This window comes from Chryseobacterium sp. WG14, from assembly GCF_024586945.1.
Classification (GTDB): Bacteria; Bacteroidota; Bacteroidia; order Flavobacteriales; family Weeksellaceae; genus Chryseobacterium.
In genome coordinates this window covers 48,411-66,335 of sequence record NZ_JALCZD010000019.1, presented here as the reverse complement: position 1 = coordinate 66,335, position 17,925 = coordinate 48,411, and the positions used below count along the sequence as shown (strand labels likewise).

The 17,925-nt window shown below is 36.4% G+C and carries 16 protein-coding genes; 5 read left to right on the top strand and 11 right to left on the bottom strand.

Annotated elements, in window-relative coordinates:
- Positions 1–120: 120 nt before the first annotated feature.
- From MP478_RS21975 to MP478_RS21965, 3 genes are all read right to left on the bottom strand, one after another.
- Positions 121–714 carry a plasmid pRiA4b ORF-3 family protein gene (locus MP478_RS21975; protein WP_230037082.1) on the bottom strand — a complete coding sequence of 198 codons (594 nt, stop codon included), beginning with the start codon at positions 712–714 and terminating at the stop codon, positions 121–123.
- A 134-nt stretch (positions 715–848) separates the two neighbouring features.
- Positions 849–1,880 (bottom strand): cell wall metabolism sensor histidine kinase WalK, encoded by a 1,032-nt coding sequence (locus MP478_RS21970; RefSeq protein ID WP_230037085.1) that lies wholly within the window; start codon positions 1,878–1,880, stop codon positions 849–851.
- A gap of 47 nt (positions 1,881–1,927) precedes the next feature.
- Positions 1,928–2,602 carry a response regulator gene (locus tag MP478_RS21965; RefSeq protein WP_230037087.1) on the bottom strand — a complete coding sequence of 225 codons (675 nt, stop codon included), beginning with the start codon at positions 2,600–2,602 and terminating at the stop codon, positions 1,928–1,930.
- Between the two features lie 315 nt (positions 2,603–2,917).
- On the opposite strand from MP478_RS21965, the gene MP478_RS21960 reads away from it, so the two are divergent.
- Both MP478_RS21960 and MP478_RS21955 read left to right on the top strand, forming a co-directional pair.
- The gene (locus tag MP478_RS21960; RefSeq protein WP_257201671.1) at positions 2,918–5,707 is read left to right on the top strand and encodes a TonB-dependent receptor domain-containing protein; all 2,790 of its coding nucleotides are present in this window, start codon (positions 2,918–2,920) and stop codon (positions 5,705–5,707) included.
- A 39-nt stretch (positions 5,708–5,746) separates the two neighbouring features.
- Positions 5,747–7,165, top strand: coding sequence for a hypothetical protein (locus tag MP478_RS21955; protein WP_230037091.1), 1,419 nt, complete (start codon positions 5,747–5,749; stop codon positions 7,163–7,165).
- A gap of 188 nt (positions 7,166–7,353) precedes the next feature.
- On the opposite strand, the gene MP478_RS21950 is transcribed toward MP478_RS21955, so the two are convergent.
- From MP478_RS21950 to MP478_RS21920, 7 genes are all read right to left on the bottom strand, one after another.
- Entirely contained in the window at positions 7,354–8,592 is a 1,239-nt protein-coding gene (locus tag MP478_RS21950; RefSeq protein WP_257201670.1) for an amidohydrolase, read from the bottom strand.
- Between the two features lie 80 nt (positions 8,593–8,672).
- The gene (locus tag MP478_RS21945; protein WP_257201669.1) at positions 8,673–9,518 is read right to left on the bottom strand and encodes a helix-turn-helix transcriptional regulator; all 846 of its coding nucleotides are present in this window, start codon (positions 9,516–9,518) and stop codon (positions 8,673–8,675) included.
- Between the two features lie 214 nt (positions 9,519–9,732).
- Complete coding sequence (locus MP478_RS21940; RefSeq protein ID WP_257201668.1) at positions 9,733–10,401, bottom strand: ankyrin repeat domain-containing protein; 669 nt, start codon at positions 10,399–10,401, stop codon at positions 9,733–9,735.
- A gap of 24 nt (positions 10,402–10,425) precedes the next feature.
- A complete protein-coding gene (locus MP478_RS21935) occupies positions 10,426–11,757 on the bottom strand; it encodes an amidohydrolase (protein ID WP_257201667.1) in 1,332 nt (443 codons plus the stop codon).
- A 572-nt stretch (positions 11,758–12,329) separates the two neighbouring features.
- Positions 12,330–13,619, bottom strand: coding sequence for a glutamate-1-semialdehyde 2,1-aminomutase (hemL, locus tag MP478_RS21930; protein WP_257201666.1), 1,290 nt, complete (start codon positions 13,617–13,619; stop codon positions 12,330–12,332).
- 73 nt (positions 13,620–13,692) lie between these two features.
- Complete coding sequence (locus tag MP478_RS21925) at positions 13,693–14,751, bottom strand: glucosaminidase domain-containing protein (RefSeq protein WP_230037104.1); 1,059 nt, start codon at positions 14,749–14,751, stop codon at positions 13,693–13,695.
- Between the two features lie 16 nt (positions 14,752–14,767).
- Positions 14,768–15,676, bottom strand: a complete 909-nt coding sequence (locus tag MP478_RS21920) for a 1-aminocyclopropane-1-carboxylate deaminase/D-cysteine desulfhydrase (RefSeq protein WP_257201665.1) — start codon at positions 15,674–15,676, stop codon at positions 14,768–14,770.
- A gap of 516 nt (positions 15,677–16,192) precedes the next feature.
- On the opposite strand from MP478_RS21920, the gene MP478_RS21915 reads away from it, so the two are divergent.
- Entirely contained in the window at positions 16,193–16,804 is a 612-nt protein-coding gene (locus MP478_RS21915) for a hypothetical protein (RefSeq protein ID WP_257201664.1), read from the top strand.
- A 4-nt stretch (positions 16,805–16,808) separates the two neighbouring features.
- On the opposite strand, the gene MP478_RS21910 is transcribed toward MP478_RS21915, so the two are convergent.
- On the bottom strand, positions 16,809–17,141 hold the full coding sequence (locus tag MP478_RS21910; RefSeq protein WP_230037109.1) for a hypothetical protein: 333 nt from the start codon (positions 17,139–17,141) through the stop codon (positions 16,809–16,811).
- Positions 17,142–17,180: 39 nt separating this feature from the next.
- On the opposite strand from MP478_RS21910, the gene MP478_RS21905 reads away from it, so the two are divergent.
- Both MP478_RS21905 and MP478_RS21900 read left to right on the top strand, forming a co-directional pair.
- A complete protein-coding gene (locus tag MP478_RS21905; protein WP_257201663.1) occupies positions 17,181–17,363 on the top strand; it encodes a DUF5522 domain-containing protein in 183 nt (60 codons plus the stop codon).
- A 1-nt stretch (position 17,364) separates the two neighbouring features.
- Positions 17,365–17,892 carry a DUF4136 domain-containing protein gene (locus MP478_RS21900; protein ID WP_047492272.1) on the top strand — a complete coding sequence of 176 codons (528 nt, stop codon included), beginning with the start codon at positions 17,365–17,367 and terminating at the stop codon, positions 17,890–17,892.
- Positions 17,893–17,925 lie beyond the last annotated feature (33 nt).

Genomic DNA, 17,925 nt, shown 5'->3' with positions numbered 1-17,925 from the left:
AGTCTTAAGATGAAAACACCAGATATGGTGCATAAAAAATCCGGAGAAAGAATAATTCCTCCGGATAGTAATATTGTTTAATTTAGTGTCAACCTATTTTAGGACGACTCAGTTTATCTCCTATCTTTCGTTGTCATCGTCATCTTCATCATCAAAAGCGTCATCATTGTAGTCCTCTTCTTCCTCATCATCAAAGCTGTCATCTTCATCTGAAAAATTACCCCCTGTTCCGAAATCATCTTCAAATCCAAAATCATCATCCATTAAAGGGGTTGCTGATTTCTTTTTGGATCCTGTGTTTCCGCTTTTACTTGGTGCCTTCAATGGAACATTTCCAAATCTATATACTGTAATTGGATAATTAACACCTTTTGTTTCTTCGATAACTTCTATAAGTTCGCAGAAAAATTCCCACAGATCAAGAAGTCCGTACTGGAACTGAGCTTTGTCACCTACATTTTCAAAAGCTTCATCAATGTATACGTCTGACATAATCTCACCGTCACCATCGTCACTCATATCTTCTAATGGGACACTTTTTACTATTGTTCCGTCATTTTCCAACAGATTAAAAGTAGAAAGCTCGTCTCCCTGCAGACTGAATGCACTTTTAATACCTAAATGTAAGTTCCATAACGTTTGTTTTCCCTTAACTTCAACATCTCGGAAAATATCCTCTTTCGCATCTAATATTACGCGGATTTTGTAAACCATATCAGTTTCTTAAATTACTTTTTTGCCTTTATAATTATGATAAATCTCTGGTGCAAATATATAATAAATGAGAGGTGACAAAAAAATATTTCAGGATTTTTTAAAATATTTTTTTTTCTTACATTTTGCCAAAGTTATTTACTTTTTTCCAGCATGAAACTGAACTTTGTGCCTTCAAGGTATACACTTTCTACGGTAATGTTTTCGTTATGAGCTTCAAGGATGTGTTTTACGATAGCTAATCCTAATCCGGATCCGCCTTCTCTTCTGCTTCTGCTGGTTTCTACACGGTAGAAACGTTCAAATATTCTTGGAAGAATTTCAGATTTGATTCCCATTCCGTTATCTATAACTTCTATCAGCACTTTATTTTTTAAGACGCTTGTTTTTACAATTACTTTTGCTTCCTGCCTGTTTGCATAGTGGATAGCATTTGAAATAAGATTAATAAAAACCTGTGAAATCTTTTGTTTATCGGCATCCACAAAAATTTGCGGATGGAGGGTCTGGATTTGTAGGGTAGTATTTCTTTTTTCAGCCTCAAGATCGAGGAGGTCAAAAATTTCTTTGATCAGAAGGTTAACATCGAATTTTGAAACGGTAAGATTAATTTCACCAGCCTCGAGTCTGTTGATCATATCAAGATCTGTAACAATAGCGATCAGTCTTTCAACAGATTTATCTATTCTTTCAAGGTATTTATCGCGGATAATGAGATCTTCCACGCCACCGTCTCTTAGGGTTTCCACATAGCCCTGAATAGAAAACAGCGGGGTTTTAAGCTCATGGGAAACATTTCCAATGTATTCTTTACGGTAACTCTCCATTTCCTTCATCATGTCAATTTCTGTTACCTTTCGCTGATTAAGGTCCGAAAAACGTTCCCCTAATTCTTTAATGGTAATATTTTCATCATGGTCATGAACAATTTCCTGTGGAAGAAGCTGAGAAAGCCCTCTTACCTGTTTTCTTCCATAATAGCTGAAAAGAAGCTCTAATACAACATAGTTGATAATAAAGATCATAACAACACAGACAAAAACCCCCGCTTTGAATAAAGGGGTTTCATAATAAATATCCTTTAGTGAGTCGAAAACAACTACTAAGAAAAGCATTACCAGTGTCAGCAGACAGGAGGCAACGAAGGTAAGTCTGTAAAATTTCAATTTTACAAAGTTTTAGGATTGAACGTAAAGGTAGGATTTTTAAGTGATTAAACGATCAGTTTATACCCTATCCCTTTTAATGTCTGAATGGTATTGATTCCCAGTTTCTCTCTTAATCTCCGGATGTGAACATCAATGGTTCTTTCTCCTACAATTACATCATTGCCCCAAACTTTTTCCAGAATTTCTTCTCTTTTGAAAACTTTCTCGGTATTGGAGGCAAGCAGATAAAGCAGATCAAATTCTTTTTTAGGAAGCAAAAACTGCTGTCCGCTTTTGGAAACCCTGAAGTTATCTTTATCAATAATAAGGTCTCCTATTTCGATAAGTTTGGCATTATCTGAAACCTGAGAAGTCAGCTGTAACAGTGCATTTACTTTAGAAATAAGGATTTTCGGTTTGATTAGTTTGACGATATAATCATTAGCTCCTGCCTGAAACCCGGCCAACTGTGAAAACTCTTCGCTTCTTGCTGAAAGGAAAACGATAAGCGTTTTTTGTAGTTCTTTCACTTTACGAAGTTCCTGACAGGTTTCGATGCCATCTTTCTCAGGCATCATTACGTCCAGCAAAATAAGGTCCGGAATAATTTCCTTTGCTTTTTCTATACCTTCATTACCGTTAGTAGCAGTATAGATATTATAACCTTCTTTTTCCAGGTTGTAAGACAGAATCTCTAAAATGTCCAGTTCATCGTCTATTAAAAGAATTTTTTTACTCATCTTCTAGTTTAAGAATTCCCACAAAATTAATTATTTTCATTGATTTTATCTATTCAGGCAATGTTAACTAATTATTAAAAAACAAACATCCCAAATCAAATTAGAAAATCATTAACAAAATGGATAAATAAATATATATTAAACAAATATACAAAAGAATAATTGAAATAAAACAAAAAAATATAAATATAAAAAACAAACATTCATAGTGTACGTTAGCTCAATTTTATTAATACAAACTTCACAATTAATTAAAATTCTCCTAAACGTTTAGTGAAAACTTAGCCCTTATTTTGCCCCTGAAAAAGAAGTAAAATGAAAAAACAACTCCACAAGAGCATTATGCTACTTGCTTTGTTTTCTGCCGGCTACGCATTTGCACAAAGTCAGATCTTAGAAGGTAGAGTACTGGATGAGAAAGACAACACACCTATTGAGGGGGTAAAAGTAAAGGTAAATGACCAGGAGGTCGTAACCGATATTGCGGGATACTACTCTATTAATCTTTCTCCTGGAACCAACTATATTATCACGGTAAGTTCTAATGGATATAACAAAAAAGAGATCAGTGAAGTTATTGTAAAAAATGACACTAATACACACCTTGATATTGTGTTGGAAAAGCCATCCGCTAAGGAAAAAGAGATTGAAGGAGTTGTTATCAGATCCAATGCAAGAAAAGAAACGATAGCTTCTACTATCGGTTTGCAGAAGAATGCAGGTGTGGTTTCGCAGGTTATAGGTGTTGAAGCTATTAAAAGAAGTCCGGACAGAAATACAGGTGAAGTTCTGAAAAGAGTATCCGGTGTGAGTTTATTTGACGGAAAATATATTGTTGTAAGAGGTTTATCTGACCGTTACAACCAGGCTATGTTAAATGGAATTCAGCTTTCCAGTACTGAGCCTGACCGAAAAACTTTTTCTTTTGACCTTTTTCCTGCCAGCGTTATTGAAACCCTGGTGATCAATAAGACTTTTATTCCTGAATACAGTGGTGAATGGGCCGGAGGATTGATTCAGGTAAATACTAAAGATATTCCCAATAAAAACTTCTTCAATGTACAGGTAGGTGTAGGAGGAAATTCTATTACAATGAATAAAGAATTTCTTATGCAGAAAGGTGGAAAATGGGATTTCCTGGGTATTGATGACGGATACAGAAAGATTCCTACCAATATGCCAGCCAAGAATGCTTTCAGTATTCTGAGTGAAGCTCAGAAAACGGATATTGGTAAGGGGTTCACAAAAAACTTTGGATACAACAGCGTTGGTTATCCTGAAAATATAAGCTTACAGCTTGACGGAGGTTTTAATACCAAAGTTTTTGGAAAAGATTTGGGAGTAATTGCTGTTCTTAACTACAGCAACAATAAGAGAAGAACAGAGTCTAAAAACCGTTTCTTCACCATTAATGACCAGCTTGCTGATACCAACTTCGATTACTACACAGAAAAATACAGCAATGATGTTATTTTAGGAGGGTTACTAAACCTTACTTTAAAGCTTAACAGCAACAACAAAATTTCCCTGAAAAATATTATCACCAACAACACAGTGAACCATATGTCTTTCAGAACCGGAAAGGATTTTGAGTTTGATCCTATCAACGGAACGAACATTATCGCGAGAGAGACTGGATTTAAGCAAACTACATTCTATAATTCAACCCTTAACGGAACTCATAAGATAGATGCTTTAGGCGGTCTTACCCTGAACTGGTACGGAAGTTTCGGAATCCTTGATCAGTATATTCCTCTATTGCAGCGTTTACAATACAATCAGTATACAAATCTTGACGGAAGTCCTTATTTAGCTTTAATTTCTAATGGTCTTTCTCAAAAGTCGGGAAGTGTTTTCTATTCTACATTGAGCGATTACCTGTATAATGCAGGGGGAGACCTTACCAAGACTTTTACGATGTTCGGACAAAAGCAGACTATTAAAGGGGGGTATTTATTCCAGGTAAAAGACAGGATCTACAACTCAAGACCATTCTCTGTAAAGCTTGAAAAATATAACCAGGGATTACTTTCCCAGCCTTTTGAAAGTATCTTCAATCCCGAGAATTTCGGAACAGACGGTAAATTTACATTTGATGAAATTTCCGGAAACCAGTACAGGTATATTGCCAATACGATCCTTAATGCAGGATATTTACAGTTTGACAACAACTTTGCACCATGGTTAAGAGCTGTTTGGGGATTAAGAGTTGAAAACTTTGACCAATTGGTAGGAAGTACAAAAAGAAGTGATGACCGTTTTGTTAATACTCGTGTAACAGACTTTTTGCCAGCTGTTAATTTAACATTCAAGGTAAATCCTAAAATGAATGTACGTCTTGCAGGTTCTCAAACTGTGGTAAGACCTGAATTCAGAGAGGTTTCTCCTTTAGCGTATTACGATTTCGATTTAGGAGCTACTGTTATTGGTAACAAATTTATTGAAAGAACAAAAATCACCAATGTGGACCTTCGTTGGGAATATTACCCAAGAAACGGAGAGATCCTTTCCGTAGCCGGTTTCTATAAAAACTTCAAAAACCCAATCGAATTGTACTTCAATCAATCCGGGGTAGGAACCAGTAACACTTTCAACTACCTTAATGTAGATAAAGCAGATGCGTATGGAGTGGAGCTGGAATTCAGAAAAAAACTTGATTTTGCAAGCGCTCTTAAAAACTTCACATTGGGTGGAAACTTTGCTTACATTAAAAACAAAGTAACGGATGAAGCTACAAATATTGACAGACCAATGCAGGGGCAATCTCCTTACACCATCAATTTAAGTCTTCAGTATGATGCTGAAAAAACAGGATGGTCTTCTACGGTACTTTTCAATATGATCGGAAGAAGAATTCTTTATGTAGGTAATGATCAGATTCCACCAATCTGGGAAGCTCCAAGACCTCTTTTAGATTTCCAGATTGCTAAAAAGATCTGGCAAAATAAAGGAGAAATCAAATTAAATGTTTCAGATATCCTTAACCGTCGTGCGAAATTTTACCATGACCTGAACGGAAATAAGAAATATGACAACTCTGATGCTCTTGCTATAGAAAGGGTAACAGGAACCAATATCAGTTTAACACTGGGATACAATTTTTAACACATTCAATATTTAATAAATAACTTAATTCTTTATAACATGAAAAAATTCGTTTTATATTCTTTAATGCTTGGCGCTCTTGCTACAACTACTGCATGTAGAAATATAGAAGAAGACGGGCAAACCATCATTCAGGATGGTTCCGGAAATGGAAACACTGACAACCTTATTCTCTCAGGAAAGATCACATCCAATGTTACGCTTAAAGCTAATAAAATTTATAAGTTAAGAGGATTAGTATATGTAACAAACGGAGCAACTTTAACCATTGAGCCGGGAACAAGAATTGTAGGTGAAGCTGATAAAAATGGAGCCTTGATTATCACTAGAGGAAGTAAAATTATGGCAGAAGGAACTGCCGCCAACCCTATTATCTTCACTTCTGAAAAACCAAGTCCGAAAAGAGGAGACTGGGCAGGTATTGTCATTTTAGGAAGTGCTCCTACCAATGCTTCTTTCAACAACCAACAAGGAGTTGGAGAAATTGAAGGGGGTATCAACAACACGGAAGGTCTTGGTCTTTACGGAGGAAATAATGCTGCTGACAACAGTGGTATCTTAAAATACGTAAGAATTGAATATGCAGGATATGCATTCTTACCGGACAAAGAGGTAAACGGAATTACATTCGGAGGTGTAGGTAACGGAACTACTGTAGATTATGTAGAAGTGGCTTATGCTAATGACGACAGTTTTGAGTGGTTCGGAGGAACAGTAAACTGCTCTCACCTTATTTCTTATAAAGGTCTTGATGATGACTTTGATACTGATAATGGTTTTTCAGGAAAAATACAGTTCGGTATTGCGGTAAGAGATGCCCAGGTAGCTGACGTTTCAGGTTCTAACGGATTTGAATCTGATAATGATGCCAACGGTTCTGCTTTAACTCCTCAGAGCTCTGCTACATTCTCAAATATGACAATTATCGGGCCAATCAACTCTTCAAGCACAAGTACTAATGTAGGTTCAATCAACTCATTGTTTCAAAATGGTTTACAGATCAGAAGAAACTCTTCTATCTCAGTATTTAACTCTGTTTTCACAGGTTTCCCGGTTGGTTTATTCGTTGATGCTACCAAAGGAACTCCTACAGATAAAAATATCACCAGCGGAAGTCTTGCTTTCGAGAATAATATTCTGGCAGGAAGTGTAACTCCTTTAAAATACGGAGCTTCTACTTCTTCTCCAACAGGATATTCTATCACTGATCTTACTACTTTCTTCAATGCTAAAGGAAATACCAGCCTTACTTATACAGCTGACGTAAAACTTACCAATGCATGGGCTCCTGCAGGAACAACACCTAACTTCTCTCCTGCTGCCGGGTCACCATTATTAACAGGAGGGGTATTCACCCATACTAAATTAGCATCTTGGTTCACTCCTGTAACGTACAGAGGAGCTGTAAAAGACGCTAGCGACACTTGGTATGCAGGCTGGACAAACTATAACTTATAGTATATCTATTAACAGTTACTATCATATCAAATTATTAAAAAAGCCTTCAGAATCTTCTGAAGGCTTTTTAGTGCTGTCATTTTGTGTTGGGCACAAAAGTAATAAGCCCTCAGCTATAAACAATCAGCCACCGGAAAATCCGGTGGCTGATTTACAAAAAACAAGTATATAAAAAATATATATTCTTTTTAATTTCTCCAAAACAGATTTCCGTCATTCATCAGGGCTTCTATTGTGGTCATTCTGGAAACAGCTTCTGCAGAGCATGATGCACCGGTAAAAACAACAGCTGCTTTATCTCCTGTTTTAGGCCATTGCTGATTTCCTTTTTCGTCCAGAGGAAGAATACCCTGGGTAGCAAACTGCAGTGCTCTTGATAAGGCCAGCTCTGTTGCATATCCATATAATTCGGCGATTAAATTTGCTTTCTGCAGCATATTTCCTGATCCGAAGGTACTCCAGTAATCCTGTACATTATCGTTTCCTATCAATACATTCACTCCATGTTTCTTTAAGGTTGGTATGGGCATTACAGTTCCTTTGAACGGTACAGAAGAGGCTATTCCCACTTTACCTTCAGCCAGCCTTTCAGCAATCTGTTGTGTTTCTTTTGGAGAAAGATGGGCTAAAGCAAAAGCATGACTCACAAATGTTTTTCCCTGGAGTTCCGGGTTTTCAATAGCTTTATCAATCAGGTAATTGATGGTTTTCATCCCCGACTCTCCTACTTCATGGAGGTGAATATCAATTCCTTTATGATGATCTAAAGCCAGCTGAACGGTAAAATCCATTACTTTTTCAATACTTCCATCAATGCTTAAAGGATCAAGCCCCCCGATAAAACCTACACTTTTCAGCTGAGCTGCTTCTTTCATTAAAGGAAGCGTTTCCGTGTAGTATACTCCATGTTGCGGAAAAGCAACCAGTTCAGCCTTGAAAGAGTCTTTTTTATTTTCAAGTGCCTGCTCCAGATGTTCAAGCGATTGTAATCCCGAGGTAGGATCAATATTAAAATGGGTTCTTGCAAAATGAGTCCCGTAATGTTGCTGTAAGCTGATCAGCTGTTCGGCTCTTTCTACAGAAGTTTTTAGTAATTCAGGAATAATTTCCTGTTCATACGCAATCATATCTTTTACGGTTCTTCTTTTCGGAGAAAGTGCCTGCCATGGAAGTCCGTATAATGTTTTATCCAAATGGATGTGCATATCTCTGAAAGCCGGAAGCATCAGATATCCTTTAGCATCTATAGCATTAGAAGCCGGATCATTAATTCTTACGGCTTTTATTTTCCCATCTTCAATGTCAATACTGAAAAGATCTGTTTTTGTACCTGTTACCTCTTCATTTTCGTATTCAAAACCTGTTTCCAGGCGGATATTTTTAAGTGAGTATTTTCCTTTTGCAGTTAATTGATATGGAAATTGCATGATGTAAAATTTTAACCATACAAAATTACATCAGCTCTTCCTCGAAACCAGTGTATCAATTATGTCAAATGTTGTACAAATTATTCTTTGAACTGAGAAGGCGTCATTCCGGTTTGTGCCTTAAAGAATTTTGAAAAGCTGGCATGATCATAGAAGCCAAGGTCATAGACAATGTCTTTTACAGACATTTCAGAAACTTTCAGAAGACGTTTTGCTTCTAATAAAATCCTGTCCTGAATAAGGGATGATGCTGAAGCATTGAGATTCTTTTTGCAGACAATATTCAGATAATTGGCAGAAATACTAAGTTTATCTGCATAGAAAGAAACAGATCTTTCGGTTTTAAAATGTTCATCAATCAGAGGTAAGAATTTTGAAATGATAGGATTTGAATGATAAACTTCAAAATCTTTAAAAGCTCCTTCTACAGACTTGCTTACCAGCAAACCTATCAGCTCACTTCTCTTCTGGATCAGTTCCCAAAAAACCTTTTCTCCATTCAGTTCTTTCCGGATGGACTGAAATTCATATCTGAAGGCTGCAAAAATATCCTGGGAAAGGTTGATCACAGGATGATTCTGATAATAGGAAGCAGAAAATCTTAATGAAGGCAGGAAACTTTCAAACCAATCCCTGCTGATCATCAGCTGATATCCTATTGTTTCTTTTTCAATGACCCATTGATGCACCTGGTCCGGAAAAACAAGATGGATCTGAAAATCTTTCACCTGATATTCCACGAAATCAATGGTGTGAGAGCCGACCCCCTTTTCAAAAAGATTAATGATAAAAAAATCGTGTTTATGGGGATCATCAATAGAACGTGCCCCGTAAAGTTCGTTAAACAGCAGATTGCAGCCCTTAAGCTGATTCTCACTAAACTCCTGAATTCCTAAAATGGGAAAATGATCCGTATGATAACCCACACTACCTGAATTTCTCCTAAAATTAATAAAAATTATGAGAGAAAAATTAAAATAACCACAAAAGAAACAAATACTGAATCCTTTGTGGTTCAAACACAAACTAAAATATATCTAAATTTATCAATTACAGGACATTAAGTAACGCAAAGACAAAATGATAAAACTCAATACAGCTTAACTCTTTGCACTTCTACGCCTACTCCTACGGTATGTGCTATGAGGTTAAGATCTTAGTTATTTCCTTAAATCCTAATGATTCTGCATGCTGCAAAGGAGTTTTCCCTGAATGGTCGGGAATATTGATATCTGCTCCATTATCTTTTAAAATCTGCACGATTTCCTGATATTTTTGGGTTCCGTTTCCAAGGATTACAGCTTCCATTAATGCTGTCCATCCTAAGCGGTTTACATGATTGACAGGAAAACCTTTTGTTTTCACTAAAACTTTTACAGTTTCCACATATCCCCGTTCACATGCCGGAATTAATGCGGTACCGTTATATCGGTTATACAAATCAAAACGGGCTCCGTTGTCCAAAAACAGCGTAACCAATTCTGTCTGCCCGCTTGCTCCTGCGTATAAAAACGGACTGTCTTTCTGGTTATCCTGAAGGTTCACATCAGCTTTATAAGAAATAAGCAGTTTTGCCATTTCTATGTTCTTTTCTATTGTTGCTATCATTAATAAAGAACGTCCTCTTTCATCCTGAGTATTAACATCTGTACCATTCTCTAAAGCAGATTTTACGGCCGTGAGATCATTGTTTTTCACCTTTTCTATAATATTTTCCTGAGGTCTCGTATCTTCTTTTGAGAAAGCAACCGGTTTCTCTCCGCAGGCACTCATACTTCCGAATGTTAAAAGAAATACTAAAACTTTCATAATCGTTTATTTTAGGTCGAAAACTTAAAAGACTACATTTCCCTGATGCACCAATGACTCAACAGTTGAAATCCTTGATACGGCTTCTGCAGAACAGCTTGCATTCAGCAATACAAAATCTGCTTTATCACCTGTTTTAGGCCACTGCTGACCTCCTTTATCATCTAATGGAAGAATATTTCCTGTCGCCAGCTTTAAACTTCTTGACAATAAAAATTCTGTAGAATAACCATATAGCTGGGCCATCAGGTTGGCTTTCTCCAGCACACTCCCTGTTCCGAAAGTATTCCAGTGGTCTACAATACTGTCATTACCTGTCAATACCGTTACATTATGTTTGTATAATGTTGGGATAGGCATAATCATTCTTCCAAAAGGAATCGTGGAAACAATTCCGATTTGGGCATCTGCTAATTTCTCAGCTATTTCTTCCTGCTTTGTACTCTCCAGTTTGGCCAGTATGAAACAGTGACTTAAATAGGTTTTCCCTTTTAAGGAAGGGTTTTCATTTACTTTTTTAATAAGATATTCTACAGTTTTCAATCCGGAATCTCCGGTTTCATGCAGATGAATATCTATTCCTTTTTGATGATCCAGCGCCAGCTGAACGGTAAAATCCATTACTTTTTCAATATTTCCGTCAATATTGAATGGATCTACGCCCCCAATAAAATCAATATCCATCTTTGCCGCCTCTTTCAGATAAGGAGCTGAATCGGTATAGAATACACCATGCTGCGGAAAAGCAACCAGCTCGGCTCCAAAGCCTTTCTTTTTATTCTCTAAAGCCTTTTGAAGGTTTTTTAATGATTGGAGTTTCGAAGTAGGTTCAATATTTACATGGCTTCTGGCATATGAAGTTCCTTTTGACTGAAGCAGCTCAATCAGTTTTTCAGCTTTAAATGTTGAATTTTTCAGCATCTCAGGAAGTATTTTCTGTTCCAGCTCAATCATTCCTTTGATTCCGCCGGTTCTTTTTCTTACAGCCTGCCATTGATCTCCATACAATGTTTTATCCAAATGAATATGCATGTCTTTAAACGCAGGGAGCATTAACAATCCTTTTGCATCTACTGCTTTAGCATTAGGCTGGTTTGGGATGATCTTTGTGATCTTTCCATGCTCAACTTCTATATAAAACAGATCTGTTTTGGTGGATGCAACTTCCCCCTCCTGATATTCAAAACCGGTTTCTAAACGGACATTTTTAAGGCTTAACTTCCCTTTAGTCCATATATTCTTTTCATCAAAAAACGGTGATGCTGCCATGATATTAGGTATTAAGGTTAATCCGGCCATTGCCCATGCAGAATTTTTGATAAAATCCTTACGGGATATATTATTGTCTGAAGTCATCCTTTCCAATCTATTTATGACAAAATTAAAAAGAAGTCTGCTGACCAAAGTGTATGGTTTATTACAAAACTTGTATGATTTATGCTTTGTTTTGATTCCTTATTAAAATCCCCGGTTTATCTTTTCTACACTAGAATAAAGAAGATACCCCACAACAATTGTCATTCAGGAATCTAAACGGCTGATTCACTTTGATTGCTGAGACTCCTACGGAGTGACAAGACAAACTATGTGGTTATTTTTAGACGTAAAAATTACTTACGACTTATACAAAAGTTTACCAGCATCCTTTTCATTCCGCAGGAATCACTTTGATTACTGAGACTCCTACGGAGTGACAAACTATGTGCTTATTTTTAGATGTAAAAATTACTTACGTTTTATACATAAGTTTACCAGCATCCTTGTCATTCCGCAGGAATCTAAATTATGCTGCTTACTCTGTTGAGACTCCTACGGAGTGACAAAGATTGTGCATAACTTTGATTGCATAGAGTTTTTTAGTGATCTGCAAACTTCCTAATTCAAATCATTCTGCATAAAAAAACCGGATCTAAAATCCGGTTTCACTATTATTTATTAGAATATTCAAATTTCCTTACTGCTTCCAGCGTCATATCAATTTCTTTATCCTTGATCGCATCGCTGATGAAATACGTTTCATATCCGCTTGGTGGAAGATAAACTCCATTTTGCAGCATCTGATGGAAGAAGTTATTAAATAATGAATGATTAGCTTCCTGTGCTTCATCAAAATTAGAAACCCTGTTGATATGGAAGAATACAGACATCATAGACCCTTTTCTGTTGATCTTATGGGCAATTCCTTTTTCATTTAAAATTTTTCCGATTTCAAAATCTAAAGTCTCTGTTGTCTTATTCAGCCTGTTGAAGAATTCCGAATCATTTTTAATAAGCTGAAGGGTTTTTAATCCTGCTCTCATAGCCAATGGATTTCCACTTAATGTTCCAGCCTGATATACGCCTCCTTTTGGAGCCAGATGATCCATAATTTCATTTTTTCCGGCAAAAGCACCTACCGGCAGACCTCCGCCGATTACCTTTCCGTAAGTTACCAGGTCGGCTTTCACATTGAAAAGCTCCTGAGCTCCACCAAAAGCCAATCTGAAACCGGTCATTACTTCATCAAAAATAAGTAAAGCACCATTCTCGTCACAGATTCTTCTTAAATTTTGAAGGAAATTATTTTCAGGTAAGACACAACCCATATTTCCGGCAACAGGTTCGATGATTACTGCTGCAATTTCACCCTGATTATGGCGGAACAGATCTTCCACCTGTTCAAAATCGTTGTAACGGGCTAATAAAGTATCTTTAGCTGTTCCTGCTGTTACTCCCGGAGAATTGGGATTTCCGAAGGTAGCAGCTCCACTTCCTGCTTTAATCAGGAATGAATCTGAATGTCCGTGGTAGCAACCTTCAAATTTTACAATTTTATCTCTTCCTGTATACCCTCTCGCCAGTCTGATGGCACTCATACATGCCTCAGTTCCTGAAGAAACCATTCTGATCTGGTCGATATTAGGTACATTTTCAATGATAAATTTTGCAATTTCTGTTTCCAGCTCTGTAGGAGCACCGAAAGAAAAACCTTTCTCAGCCTGAATTTTCAGTTCTTCCAAAACTTCAGGATGGGTATGTCCCAAGATGGCAGGCCCCCATGAGTTGATGTAATCGATATACGTATTATCATCTGCATCGGTAAGGTAAGCACCTTTTGCTGATTTCATGAAAACAGGAACCCCTCCCACTGATTTGAATGCGCGAACCGGAGAGTTTACTCCTCCCGGAATGTATTTGTAGGCTTCATCAAATAAAGCCGAACTTCTTTGATACTTCATATATTAGTTACGGGTTGACAAGAATTCAGTAACAGCTCATAATGAACGGTTAATGAGAAGCTATCAACAAAGATTAATTTCTTGGTTTTTTATCTATTAAATAAATTAACTGTCCTGCAGATGGCTGCTGTCCTTCATCCATCCTGTTTTTAGCATATAATTTATGTAATTTGATTCCGAATTTCTGGGCGATATCATGCATATCTTCCCCTGATGCCGCCTTGTAAGTTGCCGTATTTCCAGAAGAGTTTTTAGACTCAAGGAAAACAATATCATTTTTCTTTAATACATCGTTCTCCAATTCATTCCATTTCATCAGTCTGCTTTCGCTCACTTTAAATTTATTGGCAATAAACTGTACGTTGGTATCTTCAGGAATAACAATATATTTCAAACCATCATTTGGATGGCTTTTGATCAGAATAGCATTAAGGATCTCTGCTTTTGTTTTGATTCTTTCCACTCTTTTCTGCTGCTGTGCATAAGAGGTTTGCTTGTAAGGAACTTCCACAGTAACCGGATCTTTAGCTTTTTTACCCATTTTTGAAGGTTCAAGCTGCGCCATGAAAGATCTGTCATCCTTAAGGTCCGGATACATTTTAAGAACGGCATACAATACTTCATTAGAACTGGTATTGTCGTATTCGTATAATCTGTATTTTTCAATTTTAGTGATCAGGATGGAAGCATAACGTGGATTGGTGGCATATCCTGCTTTTTTCAGACCATAAGCCCAGGCTCTGTAATCCTTCATATCCAGATTAAAAAGATTGGCGTAGTATTTCCTTGTAGATAAAAATATGGAATGGTCTTCATAAGACTGTCTTGGATCTTCATACACACGGAAGCATTCATTAGGTGCATCATCCGTATGTTTCATTGTCTTACCTGTCCAGTCTTCCTTACATTTTATTCCGAAGTGGTTTTTACCTTCCAGTGCCAGTCTGCTTTGTCCTCCTCCGGTTTCCAATAGTCCCTGAGCAAGGGTAATAGAAGCAGGAATTTTATATTTTTCCATTTCCTCTACCGCATATTTAGCAAATTTTTGGATATACTGATCTTCAGTTGCCCAATTCTGGGCAGAAAATTTTGATAAAACTAAAAGGCTTATTAGTACGAAAAGTCTTTTCATGTTTTTCAATTTTACTTTATATAATTAAATTTCTATTCTGTTTTTCTAACAGCAGATTTGCTCCCTCAATTCCCTGTAATCCTCCCGTATGAAAGCATAATATACTGGTGTTTTCAGGAAAATAGTTTTCTTCAATCAGCTCAAAAACCTTCTGCATCATCTTTCCTGTATAAATAGGTTCTAAAGGAATATTATATTTCTCTTTAAAATCATTGATAAAACGAATGTTTTCGTCATTTATTTTACCATAACCTCCAAAACCTGAATCTATTAGATTAAAATTATGTTTCGAAGTTAATTCTGCTATTTTTTTCTCCAGCGAAGTATCGTCAACCACCTTAAATCCTATAACTTTCTGATTGTCTTTACAAAATTTAGAGATTCCGGCAATGGTTCCTCCTGTTCCAACTGCGGTGCAAAGATAGTCAAAATCTTTTGTTTGCTCATTGAGCATCATTTTTATCCCTTCCACAGCCTCTTCATTGGTTCCTCCTTCCGGAACAATCAATGCATCAGGGAACTCCTGTTGCAGAAATTCAGTAAGTTTTTCTTTATGTCTGTACTCTTCGCGGGTGACAAATTTCAGGTTCATCCCATTTCTTTTGGCAAAAACCAAAGTTGGGTTATCCCGCCATTTATTCTGCAGTTCTTCTCCTCTTATAATTCCCAATGTTGGAATACCTGCCATGTTCCCTGCTGCAGAAACCGCAGAAATATGATTCGAGAACGCTCCTCCAAAAGTAATAACATAAGGATTTTCAGGTTTTTTTTCCAGATATTTATTGATATTATAGAAAAGTTTCCAGTATTTATTTCCTGAAATTTGAGGATGGATAAGATCTTCTCTTTTTATAAAAAGTCTCACCTTTTTATTAATGGAAATTTCCTGAATGGGCACAGGTTCTGTGGGAAGTTGTAATACCATGTTTATTTTTGAACTACTCAAGGTTTATTGATTACAAAAATAATAAAAGATTTACTTCCTAGCAGCTTTCAGCAGTTGTGCAAATTTTGATGGGTATTTTCGTTGAAAGATGTATTTCAATAATTAGGTTTCGGCTAAAGCCAATCAATGAATACTTATTTGTAAGTGGACTAAAGTCCACTCCTATTGATATGGAATAAGCTCTGGTAGAATCAGATTATATTGTAATTTAGTAAGTCGTATGAAATGACACACTTTATCGAATCTATTTTTTGAATAATGGCTCAAATATGGCCATGTAAATGGTATCTATTCACAATCTTTGTCATCCCATAGGGATCGCAGCCATATTTTACGAACAATTATCAAGAATATTTTAATGATCGGTTTAAGCTAAGCCAACCGATGAAATGTTTATTTGTAAGTGGGTTCCTGCAGTTTAAAGACCATTACTTTAAGACTCTGTTTTTAAATAATAATTTCTAACTTGGTTACTATAAAACTAAAAAGCCGGATATGAAAAAAATATTGATCACCATAATATCTGCACTTGTTGTCATCATCTTTATGGCAGGAATGTTTTACATTTTTTTTGGAAATCAGCTGTTTTCCCGATCAGAGCTGGATATCCCCGATAAGCCTAACGACAAAATAATCAGTATGTTTAATGCTCAGATCGAACAGGAAGTGGAAGATCATACGCGAAGTATAACGTATCCCGGATATATTCCGGAAAGCAGGCAAAATACCATTGAATATTTAAAAACGATCAGTTCTATTGAAAGCTCAACCCGTTATGGTGTGCAATCTACACAGCCCAGAAATCAGCTTGAGCTGAAAATCACTTTCAACGATGGAACTGTTGCCAAAGAAGTATACACAGGGCATTCCTGTTCCGGTTACCTGTCTCCATGCTTAGTGATGAAAGTGGAAATGAAAGAGGGTAAAGCCACTAAAATATTTACAAACGGTCAGGAAAAAAAAGGTTCTCCGGAATGGATTATCCCAGATTTGGATATTTTAATCGGAAAAGCAATTCTCTATGATATCAAGAGAAATCACGATAAATATTTTAAACCCCAGAAAACCCAGCAGGATTTTGATAATGAATGGAAGGATAAGAAATAGAACTTTATGATCTTATATATTTCCAGAAACCCCACAGTTTTCTTGTTTTAAGATAATTCAAATCTTTTTCTCTTGCATAGGCTTCTCTTTCAAATGAAATTCTTTTATAGGCCAGATAGCCATCTTTTAGTTTGAAAAACCAGTAATAATATTCGATCACATAGAATATATAGAAGAAAATAATAAGCATCTCCAGCTGCTGTCTTAAATGGATCTTTTCGTGATTGATAAGTACTTTATTTTCCTTATCTTCGGGTTTCCTAATGAAGATAAAGGGAAAGAGAGCAATGCCGTTAATTTTTAGTTTTTTTAATGGCTTTTGGCATACAATTATCATAACAACAAATATAAAAAGTTTTTGACTAACGTTTAACTTATGGCCCATTTTGACATCAAAGAAGGTGAGGACTTTTATTATAATGAACAGGGATACAAGGTTTTTACGGAAAAGTTTCATCTGAAAAGAGGACACTGCTGTAAAAGCGGCTGCAGACACTGTCCTTACGGATACGATAAAAAGACAGATACATTCACTAAAAACGATAAAAAAAATAAATAAAATGAAAAAATATATTTTTATCTTGTTGGCTTCTGCTACATTAGGTCTTACTTCATGTAGCCCTTTTCAGGTACGTTCAGACTACGCTGAAACAGCCAATTTCAATTCTTATAAAACCTATAAAATAAGAATTGATGATTTGAAATTGAATGATATTGATAAAGACAGGGTTTTGAATGAATTATCAAGACAGCTTCAAAGCAAAGGACTTCAGTCCGGAGAAAATCCTGATCTGATTGTCAACGTAAAAGCTAACCATAAGAAAGTTACTGATATTAATTCTTCTTCACCTTACGGAATGTGGGGCTGGGGCGGCCCATTCGGATGGGGTGTCGGAATGAGCAGAACATGGACCAGCAATTATAATGAAGGTGCCTTAATCGTAGACCTTATCGATTCAAAAACAAATAAGTTGGTTTGGCAGGGTATCGGAAGTGGAATTTCTGTAGATTCACCAAAATCGAAACAGAGACAAATTCCGGAAATTCTGGCTGAGATTATGAAAAACTATCCGCCACAAAGAAAATAAATTAAAGCAATTATTATAGATGCCGGTACATTT

What these genes read in the sequence shown, in the direction of transcription:
- MP478_RS21975 (WP_230037082.1), bottom strand. Translation starts at nt 714, where the DNA reads ATGGTTTACAAAATCCGCGTAATATTAGATGCGAAAGAGGATATTTTC.
- MP478_RS21965 (WP_230037087.1), bottom strand. Translation starts at nt 2,602, where the DNA reads ATGAGTAAAAAAATTCTTTTAATAGACGATGAACTGGACATTTTAGAG.
- MP478_RS21960 (WP_257201671.1), top strand. Translation starts at nt 2,918, where the DNA reads ATGAAAAAACAACTCCACAAGAGCATTATGCTACTTGCTTTGTTTTCT.
- MP478_RS21955 (WP_230037091.1), top strand. Translation starts at nt 5,747, where the DNA reads ATGAAAAAATTCGTTTTATATTCTTTAATGCTTGGCGCTCTTGCTACA.
- MP478_RS21950 (WP_257201670.1), bottom strand. Translation starts at nt 8,592, where the DNA reads ATGCAATTTCCATATCAATTAACTGCAAAAGGAAAATACTCACTTAAA.
- MP478_RS21940 (WP_257201668.1), bottom strand. Translation starts at nt 10,401, where the DNA reads ATGAAAGTTTTAGTATTTCTTTTAACATTCGGAAGTATGAGTGCCTGC.
- MP478_RS21935 (WP_257201667.1), bottom strand. Translation starts at nt 11,757, where the DNA reads ATGACTTCAGACAATAATATATCCCGTAAGGATTTTATCAAAAATTCT.
- hemL (WP_257201666.1), bottom strand. Translation starts at nt 13,619, where the DNA reads ATGAAGTATCAAAGAAGTTCGGCTTTATTTGATGAAGCCTACAAATAC.
- MP478_RS21925 (WP_230037104.1), bottom strand. Translation starts at nt 14,751, where the DNA reads ATGAAAAGACTTTTCGTACTAATAAGCCTTTTAGTTTTATCAAAATTT.
- MP478_RS21920 (WP_257201665.1), bottom strand. Translation starts at nt 15,676, where the DNA reads ATGGTATTACAACTTCCCACAGAACCTGTGCCCATTCAGGAAATTTCC.
- MP478_RS21915 (WP_257201664.1), top strand. Translation starts at nt 16,193, where the DNA reads ATGAAAAAAATATTGATCACCATAATATCTGCACTTGTTGTCATCATC.
- MP478_RS21910 (WP_230037109.1), bottom strand. Translation starts at nt 17,141, where the DNA reads ATGATAATTGTATGCCAAAAGCCATTAAAAAAACTAAAAATTAACGGC.
- MP478_RS21905 (WP_257201663.1), top strand. Translation starts at nt 17,181, where the DNA reads ATGGCCCATTTTGACATCAAAGAAGGTGAGGACTTTTATTATAATGAA.
- MP478_RS21900 (WP_047492272.1), top strand. Translation starts at nt 17,365, where the DNA reads ATGAAAAAATATATTTTTATCTTGTTGGCTTCTGCTACATTAGGTCTT.